The sequence below is a fragment of the Clostridium amazonense genome, assembly GCF_056431285.1.
On the sequence record NZ_JBWKMH010000025.1, the window covers coordinates 26,328 to 46,659 of the forward strand.

The following is a 20,332-nucleotide window of genomic DNA, read 5'->3' on the forward strand; positions in this document are numbered from 1 at the left end:
CCATTAAATACCATTAACTAACAAAATAATTGCATATATAGTTTATTCTTTTAACGGTGTATTCATCTTTTTAGGCGACCAATGCTCAAAATATTCATTTAATACGACTTTGGTACCCTATAAAACTTGATGTTTCCATCATTTTTTACTATAATATATTATTTTTTAGATCTTTTTTAAAGACCATCCCCCTTTATTAATTTATTTTATAAATAGCTTTTTTTTCAATCTATACCAATTTACAATTTATCATTCTAATTATATACTGTCAATGGTTTTCATTATTTAAAAAAATTCAAATCTTTCACAATTTGTAGTATTACTTATAATTTTTTCTATTTATTAAACATTTGAAATATATTGTTATTCTGGTAAAAAGTTAATTGAAAAGTTTTTATATTTTTTGATATTCTTTTTATTTTTCTACAGTTCTATCATTCCACTGAAATCTTAAAAATCTAGTTCCTTGAAAAGTTAAAATGCCCCATTCAAACTCTTCAAGTTCATAAAATATTCTTCTATTAACAACAAAGTTAACTTCACTACCCGTATCAAGCTTAAATTCAAGTTTAAATGTTTCATTATGATGCATAACATTATTTGCATCCATAGTCATACTAACATCTTTTTTTCTATTTATAAGTTGTGCTTTGATAGATATAACTGGCGAATTTTCGTTTTTTACATATTGTCTAATTCCATTTATAATTACAATTGCTAAAATTATAAAAAATAAAATTTGAAAAACTATAATCATATATTTACCTCCATTTGCTAATCAGCATAGTTCTTTATATTAGCATATTCAAAATGTATATTGATTACCTTCATGTATTTTATATTTAATTTTGTTTACAATAAATTTAATGTTCTTAATTATAATTATGTAAACTAATTTAATAATAGAATATATAATTTATTATGGCATCAAAAAACTCCAAGGTTGAAACCTTGGCTACGAAGAAAAAATTAAAGTTAATGAAACAATTTATTATGAATAACCCCTTGTATCATTTTCAATTAAAAATTGTAGGCGAGAATTTATTCTTGCATAACGTCATTTTACATATATTACTTCTAAATTTATATCTATATCAAAGTCCACCAAGACTAAAGTCTCAGCTACCGATAAAAGCAAGTTTAATTAAAAGTCCCAACTTTTGTAGGCGAGGTTTTAACCTTGCATAATGCCATTTTACATATATTACTTCTAATTTCAAATCCATATCAAAGTCCGCCAAGGTTGAAACCTCGGCTACAAAGGATATCAAATCAAAAGCCAACTCTCGTAGGCGAGGTTTTAACCTTGCATAACGTCTTTTTACATATTATTTTTCAATTTCTATTCTGTTAGGGACTGACTTTACTTGCTTAGATAAGTATATTATTTAAAAGGATAGTTAATTATAAAAAGGTAATTAGCCTATAATATGTCCGTCCCTCTTGTTGATTGGTATATTTAAGGATGAATCCAGTAAAATTTAGCAAGTATATATTCCCATATCAAAGTCTGCCAAGACTGAAGTCTCGGCTACGAATAAAAGCAAGTTTAATTGAAAGCACCAACTTTTGTAGGCGAAAATTTATTCTTGCATAACCTCATTTTATATATTACTTCTAAATTCAAATCCATATCAAAGTCCGCCAAGGTTGAAACCTCAGCTACAAAGGATATCAAATCAAAAGCCAACTCTCGTAGGCGAGGTTTTAACCTTGCATAACATCATTTTACATATATTACTCCTAATTTCACATCCATATCAAAGTCTGCCAAGACTGAAGTCTCAGCTACAGTACATAAATCAAATAGCACAAATACAATAAGAAAAGCAACATAAATCTAAAATATTTGATTTATGTTGCTTCTTTTTTAACTATTTTTTTGTTCTTCTATTTTATCTGCAAGTTCATTTAAATAAACCCATCTTTCCATAAGTTCATCTAGTTCACTTTTTAATGTTTCTTGACTATTTAATAACTCTTGTAGTTTTACAAAATTACTTCCATTCTTCCCTATTTCTATCTCAACATTTTCTATTTCTTCTTCTTTCGCTGCAATTTTATCATCTATTTCTTCATATTCTTTCATTTCTTTATAAGAAAATTTAAGTGTCTTCTCTCTTTTTTTATTTTTATAATCATTATCCTTAGGCTTTTCTTCTTTTTTAGCTTCTTCTACTTCTTTTAAAAACTTTTCTTGATAGTCTTTGTAGTCACTATAATTTCCTGTAATTTCTACTATCTCACCATTACCTCTAAATGAGAATATTTTATTAGCTATTCTATCTAAGAAATATCTATCATGGGAAACCGTTATAACTGCTCCATTAAATTCTTCTAAATATTCCTCTAATATATTTAAAGTATCTATATCTAGATCGTTTGTAGGCTCATCTAGAAATAATACATTGGGACTTTCCATAAGTATTTTTAAAAGATATAGTCTTCTTCTTTCTCCACCTGATAATTTATTTATAGGTGTATATTGACTTGGTCCTTCAAACAAAAATCTTTCAAGCATTTGAGATGCAGAAATACTTGTTCCATCGTTAGTAACTACAAATTCTGCACTTTCTTTTATGTAGTCTATAGCTCTTAAATCATAATCCATTTCCTCATTTTCTTGCGAAAAATACCCAAGTTTCACTGTTTCTCCAAAAGATATTTCTCCACTATCTGCCTCTAACTTGTTACTTAACATATTTAAAAGTGTAGATTTTCCCATTCCGTTATTTCCTATTATACCCACTCTATCTTCTTTAGTAGCTATATAACTAAAATCTTTTATTAAATGTTTATCCCCAAAGCTTTTACTTATATTATCTACTTCTATAATTTTCTTACCAAGTCTACTGCTTCCTGTACTTATATTAACTTTTTCATCATTAACTTCAATTTTTCCATTTTTAATTTCTTCAAATCTATCAAGTCTTGCCTTTTGTTTTGTACTTCTAGCCTTTGCCCCTCTTTTTACCCATTCAAGTTCTCTTCTATATAGGTTTTGTCTTTTTCTTTCTAAGCTTTGTTGCATTTCCATACGCTCTATTCTTTTTTCTACGAACATAGAATAGTTTCCATCGTATGTATATAAATTTCCTTTTTCAATTTCAAATATTTTATTTACAACTCTATCTAAAAAGTATCTATCGTGTGTAATCATAAGTAATGCACACTTACGAACCTTTAATTCATTTTCAAGCCATTCAATTGCTTCATTATCCATATGATTTGTAGGCTCGTCTAAGATTAAAAGGTCACACTTTGCAATTAAACTACTAGCGAGTGCAATTCTTTTTCTTTGACCACCAGATAAGTTTTTAACTTTTTCATTAAAATCATTTATTTTAAGTTTTGTAAGAATTCTCTTAGCATCACTTTCTATTTGCCATCCATTTAAAGCATCCATTTTACTTTGAAGTGTTGTAAGCCTTTTTTGAAGATTTTCATTCATACTATCTTTTTCTAATTTATAAAGTACCTCTTCATACTCTCTTAAAACCTTCATAACTTCTGAAGATCCTTTAAAAACTAAATCTAAAACATTGTCTTCATCATCATAAAAAACTTCTTGAGTTAAATATTCAATTCTAAGTCCATTCATTTTTACAACATTTCCATTGTCGTAAGACTCAATACCTGCAACAATTTTTAAAAGTGTTGATTTTCCAGCACCATTAACTCCTATAATACCTATTTTATCTTCGCTAGAAATTGTTAATTTTATATCATCTAATAAAACCTTATCACTATAGCTTTTCGTTATATTATCTAAAGTAATTAAATTCATATGTTACCATCCTTTATTTTATATTTATCTAAGAATAAAGCACGTTTTCTACATGCGATTATTTATATATTTTTAAAATCAAATTATACATCATATCCTTATATTATAGTATATATAATATTTTTGCACAAACAACAATGAATTTTAAAATTCTTCTCCCCTTCCTAGCTGAACATTTCAAAATAATATATTAAAATAACACTTTGGAAGGTTAAAACCTCTACAAACTTTGGGAATTTCAATTCAACCTCTGTTTTTCTCGTAGCTGAGACTTTAGTCTTAAAAGTTCTTGATACGGGAATATATTTTTAAAATAATAAAAAAACTCCAATTAAAAGAGTTTAATCTTTAATTGGAGTTTTATATTATTTTTCTAATAAATCTAGACTATATCCTTCTTCTTGCATTTTGTGTTTAGGCACAAACCTAAGTGCTGCTGAGTTAATACAATATCTAAGACCACCTTTATCTTTTGGTCCATCTTCAAAAACATGACCTAAATGTGAATTGCTATGAGTGCTTCTAACTTCTATTCTAAACATATCGTGTGAAAAATCATGTTTTTCTCTAATATGCCCATCATTTATAGCACGTGAAAAAGAAGGCCAACCACATCCTGCGTCAAATTTATCTTTTGAAGAGAATAATGGTTTTCCACTTATAATATCAACATATATTCCTTCTTCAAAATTATCAAAATACTCATTATCATGAGGTGGTTCTGTACCATTTTCTTGTGTTACATAATACTGCATTTTAGTAAGTTTCTCTTTAAGTTCTTCTTTATTACAGCTACAATTATTCCAAGTATCTTCTATAAAAGCCTCTCTTCCTGAGCCTTTATAATACAACTTATATTTTAATGGTTGTTTTTTATAATAATCTTGGTGATACTCCTCGCCAACATAAAAATCATTAGCTTCTTTTATTTCTGTTGCAATTGGTGTTTTGAACTTTTTACTTTTTTCTAAATCATCTTTGTATTTGGTTGCAATTTCTTTTTGTTCATTATCAATATAGAAAATAGCTGTTTTATAGCTTTCCCCTCTATCATTAAACTGTCCCCCTACATCAGTTGGATCTATATTTCTAAAAAATATATCAACTAAATCATAGTAGCTTATTTCATCTTCATCATAAGTTACTCTAACCCCTTCATAATGACCAGTATTTTCTCTTAAAACCTCTTCATATGTTGGATTTTTCTTATGTCCACCAGTATATCCAACTTCAACTTTTAAAACTCCATGACATTTATCAAAGGGTTTTACCATGCACCAAAAACACCCACCTGCAAAAATAGCTTTCTTCACTTTACCCATATATATCACCTCACATTTATTATTAAGCATTGTAAGTGTAAGGTTCCAAATTGAAAATAACATGCTTATCAAATGACAATGATTAAGTTACATTTTATATCCATTATCATATTTGGAACCAAATTTAAATTAACAATTAAAATAATACTTTAAATTAAATATTAAAATTTAAATCTTTTTTAACTCCCAAAGTATATTTTTATATTCTTCATCTAAAGTCATATATTCTTCACTTTCTTTTTGTACATTACAAAGCTTTCCTAATACATAGCTTAACCTATTTTTTAAAATCATTTCATTTTCTTTAGATTTATCTTGATTTTTTTTATTTATATATTCATCAAAAGTATATTCGTATCTATTTATTGTATTATTTTCAAATACTAACAATTTTGATGAAATTTTTGTAAGCATGTATCTATCATGTGTTACCAATATTATAGTTCCACTATATTTATCTAATGCATCTTCAAGTTCTTCTCTAACATGCAAGTCTATATGATTAGTAGGTTCATCTAATATTAAAACTTCACAATTATTTTTAATCATAAGAAGGAGTTTAATTTTCATCCTTTCACCATGACTTAAAGAACTTAAATTTTTACTTAAATCATCTGTAGTAAAACCCATTTGGAAAAGTTCTCTTCTTAAAATCCCTTCTTCCTCTCTAGATTTATAAGAAAATAATTCTATAATCTTCTTAGCTTCTTTAAGTTCTGGGATTTCTTGACTCATATAACCAATTTTTGCATTAGGATTTAAATTTATTTCACCATCCACTTGAATTTCTCTTAAAATGGCTTTTATTAATGTGGTTTTACCACATCCATTTTTCCCAATCAAAGCTATTTTTTCTCCTCTTTTAATATAAAAAGAGCTATTTTTAAATAAGACTTTGCCATTAAAAGATTTACTAATATTTTTTGCTTTTAATATTAATGTTCCCTTGTTTTCTCCATTGTTAACATTAAAGTTTATACTCTTTTCTTTCTTTGGCTTCTTTACTCCTTCTACTTCTATTTTCTGAAGTTTTTTTATTCTAGACTTAACTTGTATATCTTTTTTCTTTGCTTTAACTCTAAAATATTCTTTAACGCCCTTTTTCCCTCCAATTGTACTTGCCTTTTTAGTAGAGTCTCTATGAGCTTTTTCTGACCAAGATTTTAAAGTTTCTATTTGATTTTCTATATTTTTTTTATATTTCTCTTGTTCTCTATATCTATGCAATGTATTTATATATATTCGTTTCTTCTCATCCCTATAAAAAGAGTAGTTACCTTTATACTCTTTACATATGCCATCTTCTATTTCAATTGTTTTATTAGTTGTTTTATCTAAAAAATACCTATCATGTGAAATTATTAAAATAGTATTTTTATAATAACTTATTCTCTTTATTAAATACTCTATTCCATCATAATCTAGATTATTAGTTGGTTCATCTAAAATTAACATATCGTAATTTTTTGAAAACAAATATGCAAGTGATAATTTAGTTTTTTCCCCTCCACTAAGACTTCTTATTCTATCTTCATTTAGTAAATTTTCTGCATTACTAATTCCAAGCTCACTACATATTTTTAAAAACTCTTTTTTAATAACCACACTTTTATTAAAAAGTTCTTCATCATAACTTGATTGATTTAAATAGCCTATATTCATATTTTTCATATGCCAATTTAAATTTCCACCATCTAAAGGATAAATTCCTTTTATTATTTTAACTAACGTTGTCTTTCCTACTCCATTGTCTCCAACTATCCCTATCCTATCTCCAGTAAATATATCTAAATTAATATTTTTTAATATATCAAATTCTCCAAAATTCTTTTTTATATTTCTACACTCTAATATGACTGACATAAAATCACCTTTCCTTTTATGCAGTACCTTTAACTAAAAACACCTTTTAAATTTTATTCATAATATTAACCATAACAGTATTATTTGATAAAAAAATACTAGCCATGTTATAGTTTATTACTATATTTATATATGTAATAAATCAACAGTTAACAATGATTGTGGATATTACTCACTTCGCTTTTAATATCTAAAAATAAAAATATAAAAAATAAAACTGCAAATGAAAATTTCATTTACAGTTGTTTATTGCAAATCCAATGAAAAGTGTTAATTTATAATGACTTATATAAATGGTTAAAGTCTTAAATTACCTTTAAAATATATTATAATTTAGAACCAAAATTTTAGCTAAAAAAATATATGGCTTTCTTTACTTAAATATATTTTAAATTTTAAAACTACAAATATATAACTTGTTTCATATATCATTATAAAAAATAAAAGCAACTGTATCTGATGTTTTAGCTATATTTGTTCGCACACAAATAAAAGGGTACTGCCCTTAAATTTTTAAACAAATTTTTAAAATTAATTAAGCTAAAACTAAAATACGCATCACTTTCTCCTTTTCTAAAATTAAATATTTTTCTTTTATTATAACACATTCAAGTCTAAAAGTTAATAACATAAAGAAAATTAGCACATATTTAAGTGCTAATTCCCTTTTAATGACAACTTTGTGTGGATTTTTAAAACATATTACTAATTATTTCTTTTCCCATGCAATCATAACAAAATCTTTGCCAGTTTCTTCTTTTACAAATTTTTCACATTTGTTAATTGCTTCTTGCTCTACACTACCTACATCTGCAACTTTATAATTCTTTTTATAATCTTCCATTTCCTATTCCTCCTTTCATTTAATTTTATAATATTGTTCCCATATACATTAAAATTATATACATTTTTAAATCCCTAAACCTCAATTTAAAATAAAATCATTATACGCCTTACACTTTCCATATTATAATTTAATACATCCATATAAAAATCTGCCAAGACTAAAGTCTCAGCTACGAATAAAAGCAAGTTTAATTGAAAGCCAAACTTTTGTAGGCGAGAATTCATTCTTGCTTAACGTCATTTTACATATATTACTCCTAAATTCAAATCCATATCGAAGTCCGCCAAGACTGAAGTCTCAGCTACAAAGGAAATCAAATTGAAAACCCAACTCTTATAGGCGAGAATTCATTCTTGCTTAATGTCTTTTATATATTACTTCTAATTTTACATCCATATCAAAGTCCTCCAAGACTGAAGTCTCGACTACGAATAAAAGCAAGTTTAATTGAAATCCAAACTTCTGTAGGCGAGAATTCATTCTTGCTTAACGTCATTTTACATATATTGCTTCTAATTTTACCTCCATATCATAGTCCACCAAGGTTGAAACCTTGGCTACAAATGAGATCAAATTGAAAACCCAACTTTTGTAGGCGAGAACTTATTCTTGCTTAACGTCATTTTACATATATTACTTCTAAAATTACATCCATATCGAAGTCCGCCAAGACTGAAGTCTCAGCTACGAAAAGAAAATAAAAAAACACCAAGGTTAAAACCTCGGCTACGTTGGATATCAAATCAAAAACCCCAACTATCATAATCGAGAATTTATTCTTACTTAACGTTATTTTACATATATTACTCCTAATTTTACCTCCATATCAAACTCTGCCAAGACTGAAGTCTCAGCTACGAATAAAAGCAAGTTTAATTGAAAGCCCAACTTTTGTAGGCGAGAATTTATTCTTGCTTAACGTCATTTTACATATATTACTTCTAAATTTACATCCATATCGAAGTCCGCCAAGAATGTAGTCTCAGCTACGAAGAGAAAATAAAAAAACACCAAGTTTGAAACCTCGGCTACGTTGGATATCTAATTAAAAACCCCAACTTTTGTAGGTGAGAATTCATTCTTGCTTAACGTTATTTTTATGCTTTTTTAAATATTTAAGATAATATATTTAAAGGATTGAATAATACATTTTCATAAAGTATGTTATAATTAATTTACAATAAATAGGATATATTTTAGAGGGGGATATTTATGTGGGATGAATTAGGTGTTAGTAGTGGTACTGCCATTATTGTTTTAATTGCATTGTATTTTGTTATTAAATGGTCTGTTAAAAATGGAATTAAAGAGGCCTATAAAGATATTGCTGAAAACAAGTTCTCTGAGAATGAAGAATCTCTAGAGTCTGAAGATAAAATTTAAAATTCCTAATTATAAACTAAAATAGCACTATGTATGTTTAATAATATAAACCATAAAGTTTTAAAATAACAGTTTAATATATATCTATTTTTAGAAAATGGTATACTTTTATAAAGTATTGGGAGGATATTTATGCTTTATAACTTTGAAATTTATATTTATATATGTTCTTTTATTTTTTTATTGCATTTAATTTATATGATAAAATCCAAAAGTTCAAATAAAATTCCAAGTTATTTATTCATTTTAAATTCATTTTTCTTTATTTTTATTTCGAATTTGAGTGATTTTAATTATGGTATTTACATTGATGAACACAATTTAGTAGGAAATTATGTTTCTTCAATATGTAATATTTTTAATAATCTTGCCTTTTTAATTATTCTATTTTTATTTATTGTAATTAAATCTAAGGATAAAAAGAGCATACTTTATGATAAATAAATTATAAGGAGAGAACTTAATGAAAAATATAAAAAAATATGTTCCGTTTTTAATAGTTTTTATAATTTCTATTATTACTTACGGACTTGTAAAAAACTTAAATAGTAATATGACCAATATTCCTAGAACTACTTATATTAGTGAGTCTACATCACCTACTGGAAAATATACAATAATTAATTATATTATAGAAGACAATTTTAATCCACCTATCATAAGCTGTGATTTAACAGACAACACTAATAAATCCATGGAACCTAAAAACATATATCATGTTTCTAACGAAGATGATGCAATTGTCAATTGGTTAAGTGAATCTAAAGTTAAAATAAACAGCAAAACAATTACATTAGAAGATTAAAACTCAATGAAAAAGCTAAGTCAAAACAATCTTAATTTGACTTAGCTTTTTATAATTTACATATTTATTTCTAATTTTACATCCACATCAAAGTCCGCCAAGACTGAAGTCTCAGCTACAAAGGATATCAAATCAAAAGCCAACTTTCGTAGGCGAGGTTTTAACCTTGCTTACCGTCATTTTAATGTATTACTTCTAATTTTACATCCATATCATAAATCCGCCAAGACTAAAGTCTCGGCTACAAAGAAACTATAAATAAACTTAAAAGACCCAATGTTTATAGGCGAGAATTTATTCTTACATAACGTTATTCATATTACTTTTCAATTTACAATCTGTTTGGGACTGACTCTACTTGTCTTGATAAATATCTCTTTTAAAAGGGATATTCATTATAAAAAGGCAATTAGCATATAATATGTCTGTCCCTCTTGTTCATTGGTATTTTTAAATCTAGAGCAATAAATATTAGCAAGGATATCTTCCCGTATCAAAAACCACCAAGGTTGAAACCTCGGCTACCAAGGATATCAAATCAAAAGCCAACTTTCGTAGGCGAGGTTTTAACCTTGCTTAACGTCATTTTAATGTATTACTTCTAATTTTACATCCATATCATAAATCCGCCAAGACTGAAGTCTCAGCTACGAAGAAACTAGAAATAAAATTAAAAGTCCCAATGTTTATAGCAGAGAATTTATTCTTGCATACCGTCATTTTACATATATTACCTCTAATTTCAAGTCCATATCAAAGTTCGCCAAGGTTGAAACCTCGGCTACGAAGAGAAAATGAAAATTGATAAAAGAATTTATTTATTGCATTTTCCATAATGAACATGTAGTAGTTCATGACTTCTGTCTTTTAAAAGTCCATTGTATAGTGAAGTAATCATTGGATTTTCTTGACTTCTCTTTATTTCTGTAACTTTATCGTCTTTGTAAAGTCCTTTCATTCTTTCTTCTTTAACTTTACTAAAGCTAAATGGTTGTCCTGCTCCAGCTATGCATCCTCCTGGGCAAGCCATAACTTCAACAAAATCAAAGTGTTCTTCTCCACTTTCAATTCTTTCAATTAATTGTTCTGCATTGTTAAGACCACTAACTACACCTATACGAAGTGTTTTATCTCCCATAGGAAGTTCTAGAGCTTTTATACCATCCATTCCACGAACTCCTATAAACTCTATATTTTTAAGTGCTTTCATGCTCTTATCTTCAACAACTCCACGTATAACTGCTTCTGTAACTCCACCGGTAGTTCCAAATATAACACCAGCTCCTGAGTGTACAGAAAACGGCATATCTGGAGCTTCTGCTTCTATTTCATCAAATTTGATTCCAAGTTCAGTAATCATTCTACATAATTCTGTTGTTGTAATTACATAATCTATATCTCTAATGCCATTTCTTACAAATTCTTCTCTAGCAGCTTCTGATTTTTTAGCTGTACATGGCATAACTGCAACAGAAATAGTTTCCTTTCCTTCTTTTTCATCTCTTTCTTTAAAATATTCTTTAACTATGCTACCAAACATTTGCATAGGTGATTTACAAGAAGATACATACTTCATAAGCTCTGGATGTTTTGTTTCCACATATCTTACCCAAGCTGGACAACAAGATGTAAATAATGGATAACTATTGTCACCAGATTCTAACTTTTCTAAAAATTCCTTTGTTTCTTCTATAATAGTTGTGTCAGCAGTTAAAGATGTATCATAAATTTCATCAAAACCAATTCTTCTCATAGCAGCTACTATCTTATTCATAACATTTTCGCCATGCTTTATTCCAAACTCTTCACCTAAAGCAACACGTACTGCTGGTGCAATTTGTACTACTACTCTTTGTTTTTTATTATAAATAGCTTCCCAAACACTTGCAGCATCACTTCTTACAATAATCGCTCCAGTTGGACAAACTGCTGCACATTGTCCGCAACTTACACAATCAGTTTCAGAAAGTTTTCTTTCAAATGCAGGACTTACTTCCATCTTAGGTCCACGATATGCAAAATCTATAGCTCCAACATTTTGCACTTCATTACAAACTCTAACGCAGTCTCCACATAAAATACATTTGTTTGGATCGCGTATTATTGCTCTTGATGATGTATCTAATTTTTGTAATTTATGTGTATCTTTAAATCTAATCTTTTTAACACCAAATCTTAACGCTAATTCTTGAAGTTTACATTTTCCATTCTTCTCACATATTGTACAATCTCTACAGTGAGATGCTAATAAAAGTTCCAAAATCATTTTTCTGTGTTGATTTATTTTTGGAGTATTAGTTTTAATAGACATTTTATCCTTAGGTGGTGTAGAGCAAGAAGCTATAATTCCGCCTCTCTCATCTTCAACAACACACATTCTACAAGCACCATAGATAGACAATTCTGAATAATAACAAAATGTAGGTAAATCTATGCCAGATTTTCTAACTACATCTAAAATATTCTTTTCTTTATCAAACTCTACTCTATTGCCGTCAATAATCATATACTTAGACATACTTTCTACCATCCCTTCTAAATTAAACTAAATCTATAGCCTTGAATGAACAACCTTCCATACAAGCACCACATTTTATACACTTTGAATTATCGATGGTATAAGGTTTCTTTATCTCACCAGTTATTGCTCCTGCTGGACATAATCTTGCACACTTAGAGCATCCCTTGCATTTATTTTCATCTATTTTATAAGACATCAATGCCTTACATACACCACCTGGACACTTCTTATCTACAACGTGAGCTATATACTCATCTCTAAAATATTTTAAAGTACTCTTAACTGGAAGTGATGCACTCTTTCCAAGTCCACAAAGAGCAGTAGCTGAAATAGTTTCAGATAATTCTTCTAAAAGTTCAATATGCTCCATTGTGCCCCTGCCTTCAACTATATCAGTTAAAATTTCAAGCATTCTCTTTGTACCTTCTCTACATGGAACACATTTTCCACAAGATTCATTTTGAGTAAAGTTCATAAAGAAACGAGCAACTTCAACCATACAACTTCTGTCATTCATAACAACTAGTCCACCACTACCAATCATTGCTCCAACTTTCTTTAAAGAATCAAAATCTAAATCTAAATCTAGATGTCCTTCATTTACACATAAACATCCACCAGATGGACCACCTATTTGAACTGCTTTAAAGTTTCCTTCTTTAACTCCCCCACCTATATCAAAAATTACTTTTCTTAAAGGTGTTCCCATAGGAACTTCTATAAGACCTGTATGTTTTACATTACCTGTAAGTGCAAAAGCTTTGGTTCCATAATTGTTTTCAACACCAAAAGTTTTATACCAATCAGCACCTCTATTAATAATGAAAGGAACATTACAAAATGTTTCTACGTTATTTAATACAGTAGGTTTTGAAAATAATCCCTGTTCTACTGTTCTAGGTGGTTTAACTCTTGGCATACCTCTATTACCTTCAATAGATGCTGTAAGGGCACTACCCTCTCCACATACAAATGCTCCTGAGCCTTGATTTATATGTATATCAAAATCAAAACCAGAACCTAAAATATTTTTTCCTAAAAGACCTCTTTCTCTAGCCATATCTATAGCTATTCTAAGTCTTTTAACTGCAAGTGGATACTCTGCACGAACATATATATAACCATTGTTAGCTTTAGTAGCAGCACCAGCTATAATCATACCTTCAATTACTCTATGAGGATCACCTTCCATCATACTTCTATCCATAAATGCACCTGGGTCACCTTCATCACCATTACAAACAATATATTTCTCAGGTTCAGTTTGACTTAAAACTTGAGACCATTTTTTACCTGTAGGGAAACCACCGCCTCCTCTACCTCTAAGTCCTGCCTCAGAAATTTCCTTTACAATCTCTTCTGAAGTCATATCAAAAAGTGCCTTAGCTGCAGCACTATAACCACCAACTGCTATATATTCCTTAATTGATTCTGCATTAATATGACCACAATGTTCTAATGCTACACGTTTTTGTTGTTTATAAAAAGGAATCTCTTCTTGTTTGCTATAACTCTTTACATCATCTTTATAAATTAAACGTTCTATTACTTCTTCCCCAATTATACTTTTTTCAAGAATCTCTTCACAATCTTCTACTTTAACTTTTATATATAACCATCCTTCTGGTTCTATTCTAAGAAGTGGTCCCATTTCACAAAATCCATGACATCCACTCTTCTTTAATCCTATACTCTCGCCATGTGGCTCTTCTTCTAATATAACATCAAGTTTAAGTCCTCTTTCCTTTATAAGTTCTTTAAGTCTTGCATAAATATTTAAAGAACCACCAGCAACACAACCAGTTCCAGCACAAATTAATATTTGTTTATGCTGCATATCTAAAGCTTTTTTATATTTTTTACTAAGCTCATTTAACTCTTCTCTACTATTAATTCTCACTTTTTGCATCCTCCTTTAATTCATTTATTAAAGTTCTTACTTTGTCTTTAGTCATACTTGGATGCACAACATCATTTACAGTACAAACTGGAGCTAGTCCACATGCACCTAAACAAGATACAGTCTCAATAGTGAAAATCATATCATCTGTTGTAGTTTTACTTTCTGAAAGTCCTAATATATTTCTAAACTCCTCTAATATAGGAATTGACTTTCTTACGTGACAAGCAGTTCCGTCACAAATTTTAATAATATACTTTCCTTTAGGTTGTAATGAAAAATTTTCATAGAATGTTGCCACACTATAAACTTTTGCATCACTAATTTTTAATTTTTTCGCAATATAACATAACACTTCTTCTGGTAAATAACGATATTTCTTTTGAATATCTTGCATAATAGCAATAATAGAGGCTTTATTATAGTTGTATTCTTCTAGTATATCCTCTACTTCTTTTATTTCTTGCTCATTTAACATGACCATCCCCATCCTTTATATGGTATTTTTGGTTTAATTTAATTATATATCACCCAAAAGTCAATTTGAATAAAAAAACTATTACTAAAAAGGAAACTTTTTATTAATATTTTTTCATATTTTCTACCTTATATTGTAAAATTTTATAGTTAAATTTTAATGTATGAGTTCCTATATACCATTATATAAGGTAATTTTTAAATAAACTTTTATTAAAAAGATATAGTTTTTTTATATTTATTCTTATTACAATGAAATATAAAATATACAAAATATTAAAACTTTATATATATTTATTGAATTTTTCAAAACATATACTTCTAAAACTTAAATGAGACTTAAAGTCAATTAGATATATGTTAAATACATCCATTTTTATTTAGTTTCTTTTTCTATTGTATATATAAATTTATACATAAATTACTTATATATCAAATTTAAATTATTATTTGTATCATTTCTTTCAACATTTATCGATTTTTTTACACTCCAATAAATTTTTGAAACTTTTTAAAGTGTAAACTTGTTGCCTTAAATATATACAATAAAAATGAGAGCATTTCTGCTCTCTTATCTAAATCTATTTATTGAATTTTCCAAGTATGTTTGTGCTTTTTTATCAATAATCATTACACTTTTATTCTCACTAAGCTTTATTAAAAAACCTTCATTATTAACTTGTGTTGTCAATATATCGTCACTTTTTATAATAAGTTCATCTAAAACAATACCATCTTCGTAACTACCAACTCTTCGTCCAAAAACACTCGTACCACTTCTATCTCCATGCTCAAGTGTGTATTTAACTTCATTCTTACTTTTATATATTGAAAGTTTAGGTCCATAAAGCCTATCTGTAAAAACAACTAAAACCAGTATAGATAAACATATAAACAATGGCAAATTCATTCTTTCATAATCTAATCCTAATATAAGAATACCTGCTATAATCCAACCAGTAATTAAACTACTTATAATTATAACTATTTGTAATTTAGGATTTATACTTAAATAATGGAAATTCTTAAGTTTCATCTTTTTAAGTTCTGCATTGATAGATTTTATAACATTACCCATTAAATAATCATTAATTACAACTACTAATAAAGATGTTAAAATTTTTATCAAAATACCATAAGTCGAAAAAATAAAAATAACTATTACAAATAATATATTCACCAACCAAACCAAAACCCTAGCAAACTTATTACCTATCATAAACATCTCTCCCTTAAAAACATCACATTGTCAAATCTCCAAAGTAAAATTATGTTTAACCATATACTTAATTATCTCAATTAATAAAATCACACATTAAAAATATAAATAAAAACTATATAACCTATAATTCTATATCATAACTATAACTCAAAATTTTACAAAATTCTATATTTATAACAAAACTAAACATACTCTTAAAACTCACCTAAATTTTTATAAACATAACTCATTTATATTAATTATTGCCACATCCAATTAAATTCTTACAAAAATAAAAAATAACATCATGCAACATTAAAACTTCTCCTACAAACTTTAGGACTTTCAATTCAACCTCTGTTTTCCTCGTAGCTGAGACTTTAGTCTTGGCGGTCTTTGACATAGCATCTCATTCTTAAAATAACTGTTTGCAAGGTTAAAACCTCGCCTACTTATTAATTGAAAATTGAAAATGATAAAATATATTATTTAATTCAATTATTTCTCCTTCACCCTTTCTTCTTCGTAGCTGAGGTTTTAACCTTGGCGGATTCTTATATGGATGTAAAATTAGAATAATATATTTAAATGACGTTACACAAGAATGAATTCTCGCCTACAAAGGTTGGGGCTTTCAATCCACTCTCTGTTTTTCTCGTAGCTGAGACTTCAGTCTTGGCGGTCTTTGATTGGGCATCTCATTCTTAAAATAATATATTAAAATAACGCTTTGCAAGAATGAATTCTCGCCTACAAAGTTTTGGACTTTCAATTCAACCTCTATTTTCCTCGTAGCTGAGACTTCAGTCTTGGCGGTCTTTGATACAGGAATGTATCCTTAATGAGTTTTATTTGTTTCATCTTTAGATATACCAATCAACAAAATTTCTAATTAAACACAAAATTAAAGACCTCCAGCTATAAAAGCTAAAAGTCTTCTTTAAATATAAAAATATACTTATTATTAATGTGTTATATTGATTTCTTCAAACCTATTTACCAACTATAAATTCCATAGCCTTTAATGTTTTTTCATCTAAATCACTAGGATATTCATGACCAATTCCTTTATTAATATGGTACTCATATGAAATCCCAACTTCATTAAATAATCTTAAAACATGGTTAACAACTGGATCAATTGAATTTTCTCCTTCAAATATAACTATTTTTGTTTTTCTTTCTTCTAATTTATTTGTGTCTTCAAGTGTTATTTTATCTAAATAATCACCAGGACATAATGCAATAACTCCTTTCACTGGTATAGCATTTTCAAATGCAATATCAATAGAAGTAGTTGCCCCACCAGAAAATCCTCCAATTATTACACAAGTTTCATCAATAGAATAATCTAATAATAACTCTTCATAGCAATTTTTTAATTCTTTTCTTGATAACTCTGGATCACTAAGCCAACCAAAGCTATTATGAAAATACATTTGTGATGATTGCGGATATACAACTATGTATCCTTTTTCTAAAAGTACATCAGGTTTCCACCACCATCTAGCTTCTTTCATATTGCAATGAAACCCATCACCATGTAAACAAAAGAATAATGGATATTTTTTTGTTGAATCATAAGATTTGGGAAGGTACACTTCATATTTAAACTTAGAATTTTCTTTAGCTTGTCCAAGTATTTTTTTATTTAAATTATTAAGATACTCATATTCAGGATGTTTTCTTAGTAAATTAAAATTTGACCAATGTAGTGGAAATGAATAACCCTTTTCAAGAGCTTTTTTTATAAGATTAATGCAGCTCTCAGTATTATTGGTACGAGTATATATTCTAGACTCATCAATCATAAGTTCAAATAAATTTTCTTCATACTCATCTTTTGGCAAAAGTTCATTTGCATGAAGAAGCATATTTAAACCTTCATCATACTTCTTTTCAGAAAAAATCATTGAATACTGTTCTTCAAATTCATAAAAATTTTTATAACTCATAAATTCTCCTTTAATTTAAATTTATTCAATTTATTACCATTAATCAAATTATAACCAATGCATTAGTACAAGTAAATGAAATAATTAAATTCCTTCTATTACTATGGTTCTTTTATATTTGCTCTTTTTATAGCTTGAACACCTGTAACAACTCCATAAAAATCAAAACACAAAGCAACTATATAAAGAACCAAATCTAACCAACCAAATTCTCTTATTATAAATGACCTCAAAACTAAACCAGTTAAAAAACAAAAAACACATATAAACCTTAACTCGCTCTTGTCCTTATACTTATTCAAACACTTAGCAAGCTTCATAATTATCAAAAACATTATAACTAATGTCACTGCAATTGAAGTACCTGACATAACACATCCCCCTATTCAAACCATAAATTCTTCACATACAATTTTATTTTATGTGAATATTATACTTTATTGAAATTTATTTTAATATTCATAATTTTTTCTGTCATAAAATCTATAAAAATTTATTTCTTTATAAAACAATAGATAGACCATTAAAAGCCTATCTATAATATTTTCACATATTCCCTATGCTACTTTTTTATCTATCATAAGATTCTTTTAACTATTTTAGGAATTTCTGAAATACTATTTATTTTTTCATAATGAATTTAAAATAGAAACTTCCTGCATACTTATTTATTTTGTATGCAAAGTTCTTTTATAGCATTCCTAAAATAACTTATCATTCCTAAAACATCATCTTTATCATAATAATTCTTAGCTAAAAGTTCATAAGCCCCAGATAAATTTCCAAAACAATGGAATATATGATAAAACTTCATTCTATTTTCGTCTAAATTATCACTCTTTAAATATTTATAATTATCAGTAAATCTAATCTTCAAAAAGCTTTCCTCATATTCCAAATCAAAAAACCTTGCTCCCTCTATATCTATCATATATACATTATCCTCACCATCTATCATTACATGATTAGGACCTAACTCTGAATGAATAAACCTAAAATCACATCTTCTTTCTATATTTTTCATTAAATTCTCTAATATTATTTTTAGTTGTAAATATGAACTTGCATTTTCTTCATCAACCTCTACAAGATAATCCACATTTTCCAAAGCCACACAATAACAATATTCAATAGGATCAAAATCTTCTCCTAAAAAATTATTCAATTGCCCTACTTTACTACTTTTAATTTCATGTAAAGCATCAAGATTTCTCTTTAAAGATTTTAAAACTACATTTGCCCTCTCCGGTTGTTTCTCTAGCACATAATCAAAATCAACACCATCAATATACTCCACCAATGCATAAACTGGCTCTTCAAAACCTTCATCCATATAATATAACCTTGGTGTCTTTATCCCATGCTCAACCATTAACTTATTATTTAGTTTAAACATCAAAGCACTGCTAGACAAAAATACATCATCAATTTCATTTTCACAATCTGAAAAATAACTAGTGCTCTTATCCCACACATAAACAACAAACTTAAATCCATCATCTAAAATCCCTAAATAAACATGCTTCTGTGCTCCACCTAAAAGCCTACTTAAACTTCTTAAAGACACATCTTTTCCAAAACATCTCCTTGCCTTCTCCTCAATCAACTTATCCATAAACTATCCCCCCATAAAATTATCTCTACAATTTTATAATATACTATTTTACTTTTTATACCATATATTAATTTTATTACTTTTTAAAATATCTTTATTTTAATTATTTAAAAATAAAAATAACCTTAGAGCTTGCAATTCTTAAGGTTATAAATTATTATCATATTTAACTTTTCATATATTTAAATACATCCCATGTTGTTATTAAACGGCATTAGAAACAGAGATAAGCGAATTTAAAACAGAATTTCAATACATCTTATGTTGTTGTTAAACCAGATAGCAAGTGCCTTTGGGATAAGCCCGCAAAATTTCAATACATCTTATGTTGTTGTTAAACGAATACTAATGTCACTATTAGTTATACTAGAACCATTTCAATACATCTTATGTTGTTGTTAAACACATAGGGAATAGTAGTTGACCTACAATTAGGATGATTTCAATACATCTTATGTTGTTGTTAAACCACAGTAATATAGCCATTCTTCTTTTTCTATTATACCTCTAAAGTGTTGGTTTTACTAGATTGTATTAATTTTTTACCAGCGATTTTTAGTTTTTCTATTTACATACATAGAAAATAGCCTTAGAGCTTGTAATTTCTAAGGTTATACCAGTTTTATTTTTAGTTGTCGCTGGTAAAGTAAAAATAT

Annotated in this window: 14 protein-coding genes and 1 CRISPR repeat array; of the genes, 2 read left to right on the top strand and 12 right to left on the bottom strand. The window is 27.7% G+C overall.

Annotation, left to right across the window (positions count from 1 at the left end):
• Nucleotides 1–415 precede the first annotated feature (415 nt).
• The 5 genes from AC07E4_RS11200 to AC07E4_RS11220 all read right to left on the bottom strand — a co-directional run bounded on the left by AC07E4_RS11200 (nucleotide 416) and on the right by AC07E4_RS11220 (nucleotide 7,816).
• Entirely contained in the window at nucleotides 416–757 is a 342-nt protein-coding gene (locus AC07E4_RS11200) for a DUF2500 domain-containing protein (protein ID WP_478216424.1), read from the bottom strand.
• Nucleotides 758–1,870: 1,113 nt separating this feature from the next.
• On the bottom strand, nucleotides 1,871–3,787 hold the full coding sequence (locus tag AC07E4_RS11205; protein WP_034438928.1) for an ABC-F family ATP-binding cassette domain-containing protein: 1,917 nt from the start codon (nucleotides 3,785–3,787) through the stop codon (nucleotides 1,871–1,873).
• Nucleotides 3,788–4,152: 365 nt separating this feature from the next.
• The gene (gene msrB / locus AC07E4_RS11210; RefSeq protein WP_478216425.1) at nucleotides 4,153–5,109 is read right to left on the bottom strand and encodes a peptide-methionine (R)-S-oxide reductase MsrB; all 957 of its coding nucleotides are present in this window, start codon (nucleotides 5,107–5,109) and stop codon (nucleotides 4,153–4,155) included.
• 168 nt (nucleotides 5,110–5,277) lie between these two features.
• Nucleotides 5,278–6,972 carry a ribosomal protection-like ABC-F family protein gene (abc-f, locus tag AC07E4_RS11215; RefSeq protein WP_478216426.1) on the bottom strand — a complete coding sequence of 565 codons (1,695 nt, stop codon included), beginning with the start codon at nucleotides 6,970–6,972 and terminating at the stop codon, nucleotides 5,278–5,280.
• A gap of 709 nt (nucleotides 6,973–7,681) precedes the next feature.
• Nucleotides 7,682–7,816, bottom strand: a complete 135-nt coding sequence (locus tag AC07E4_RS11220; RefSeq protein WP_278245484.1) for a hypothetical protein — start codon at nucleotides 7,814–7,816, stop codon at nucleotides 7,682–7,684.
• Nucleotides 7,817–9,031: 1,215 nt separating this feature from the next.
• On the opposite strand from AC07E4_RS11220, the gene AC07E4_RS11225 reads away from it, so the two are divergent.
• Together AC07E4_RS11225 and AC07E4_RS11230 are read left to right on the top strand one after the other, a co-directional pair.
• Nucleotides 9,032–9,202 carry a DUF6019 family protein gene (locus AC07E4_RS11225; protein WP_187372120.1) on the top strand — a complete coding sequence of 57 codons (171 nt, stop codon included), beginning with the start codon at nucleotides 9,032–9,034 and terminating at the stop codon, nucleotides 9,200–9,202.
• A 463-nt stretch (nucleotides 9,203–9,665) separates the two neighbouring features.
• Nucleotides 9,666–10,007, top strand: coding sequence for a DUF5412 family protein (locus tag AC07E4_RS11230; protein WP_430829424.1), 342 nt, complete (start codon nucleotides 9,666–9,668; stop codon nucleotides 10,005–10,007).
• Nucleotides 10,008–10,821: 814 nt separating this feature from the next.
• Here AC07E4_RS11230 and AC07E4_RS11235 read toward each other — a convergent pair.
• The 7 genes from AC07E4_RS11235 to AC07E4_RS11265 all read right to left on the bottom strand — a co-directional run bounded on the left by AC07E4_RS11235 (nucleotide 10,822) and on the right by AC07E4_RS11265 (nucleotide 19,676).
• Nucleotides 10,822–12,525: a [FeFe] hydrogenase, group A gene (locus tag AC07E4_RS11235; protein ID WP_034438936.1), complete on the bottom strand. Its 1,704-nt coding sequence runs from the start codon at nucleotides 12,523–12,525 to the stop codon at nucleotides 10,822–10,824.
• Nucleotides 12,526–12,547: 22 nt separating this feature from the next.
• Nucleotides 12,548–14,428, bottom strand: a complete 1,881-nt coding sequence (locus AC07E4_RS11240; RefSeq protein ID WP_478216427.1) for an NADH-ubiquinone oxidoreductase-F iron-sulfur binding region domain-containing protein — start codon at nucleotides 14,426–14,428, stop codon at nucleotides 12,548–12,550.
• On the bottom strand, nucleotides 14,418–14,912 hold the full coding sequence (locus tag AC07E4_RS11245; protein WP_430829532.1) for an NADH-quinone oxidoreductase subunit NuoE family protein: 495 nt from the start codon (nucleotides 14,910–14,912) through the stop codon (nucleotides 14,418–14,420). The genes AC07E4_RS11240 and AC07E4_RS11245 overlap by 11 nt, the downstream gene beginning before the upstream one ends.
• 564 nt (nucleotides 14,913–15,476) lie before the next feature.
• Nucleotides 15,477–16,124, bottom strand: coding sequence for a hypothetical protein (locus tag AC07E4_RS11250; protein ID WP_478216428.1), 648 nt, complete (start codon nucleotides 16,122–16,124; stop codon nucleotides 15,477–15,479).
• 974 nt (nucleotides 16,125–17,098) lie between these two features.
• Nucleotides 17,099–18,061 carry an alpha/beta hydrolase gene (locus AC07E4_RS11255; protein ID WP_478216429.1) on the bottom strand — a complete coding sequence of 321 codons (963 nt, stop codon included), beginning with the start codon at nucleotides 18,059–18,061 and terminating at the stop codon, nucleotides 17,099–17,101.
• A 101-nt stretch (nucleotides 18,062–18,162) separates the two neighbouring features.
• Nucleotides 18,163–18,432: a hypothetical protein gene (locus AC07E4_RS11260; protein WP_478216430.1), complete on the bottom strand. Its 270-nt coding sequence runs from the start codon at nucleotides 18,430–18,432 to the stop codon at nucleotides 18,163–18,165.
• Between the two features lie 293 nt (nucleotides 18,433–18,725).
• The gene (locus AC07E4_RS11265; protein WP_478216431.1) at nucleotides 18,726–19,676 is read right to left on the bottom strand and encodes a phosphotransferase; all 951 of its coding nucleotides are present in this window, start codon (nucleotides 19,674–19,676) and stop codon (nucleotides 18,726–18,728) included.
• A gap of 180 nt (nucleotides 19,677–19,856) precedes the next feature.
• Nucleotides 19,857–20,146: direct repeats of the CRISPR family, unit length 30 nt; unit sequence ATTTCAATACATCTTATGTTGTTGTTAAAC.
• Nucleotides 20,147–20,332 lie beyond the last annotated feature (186 nt).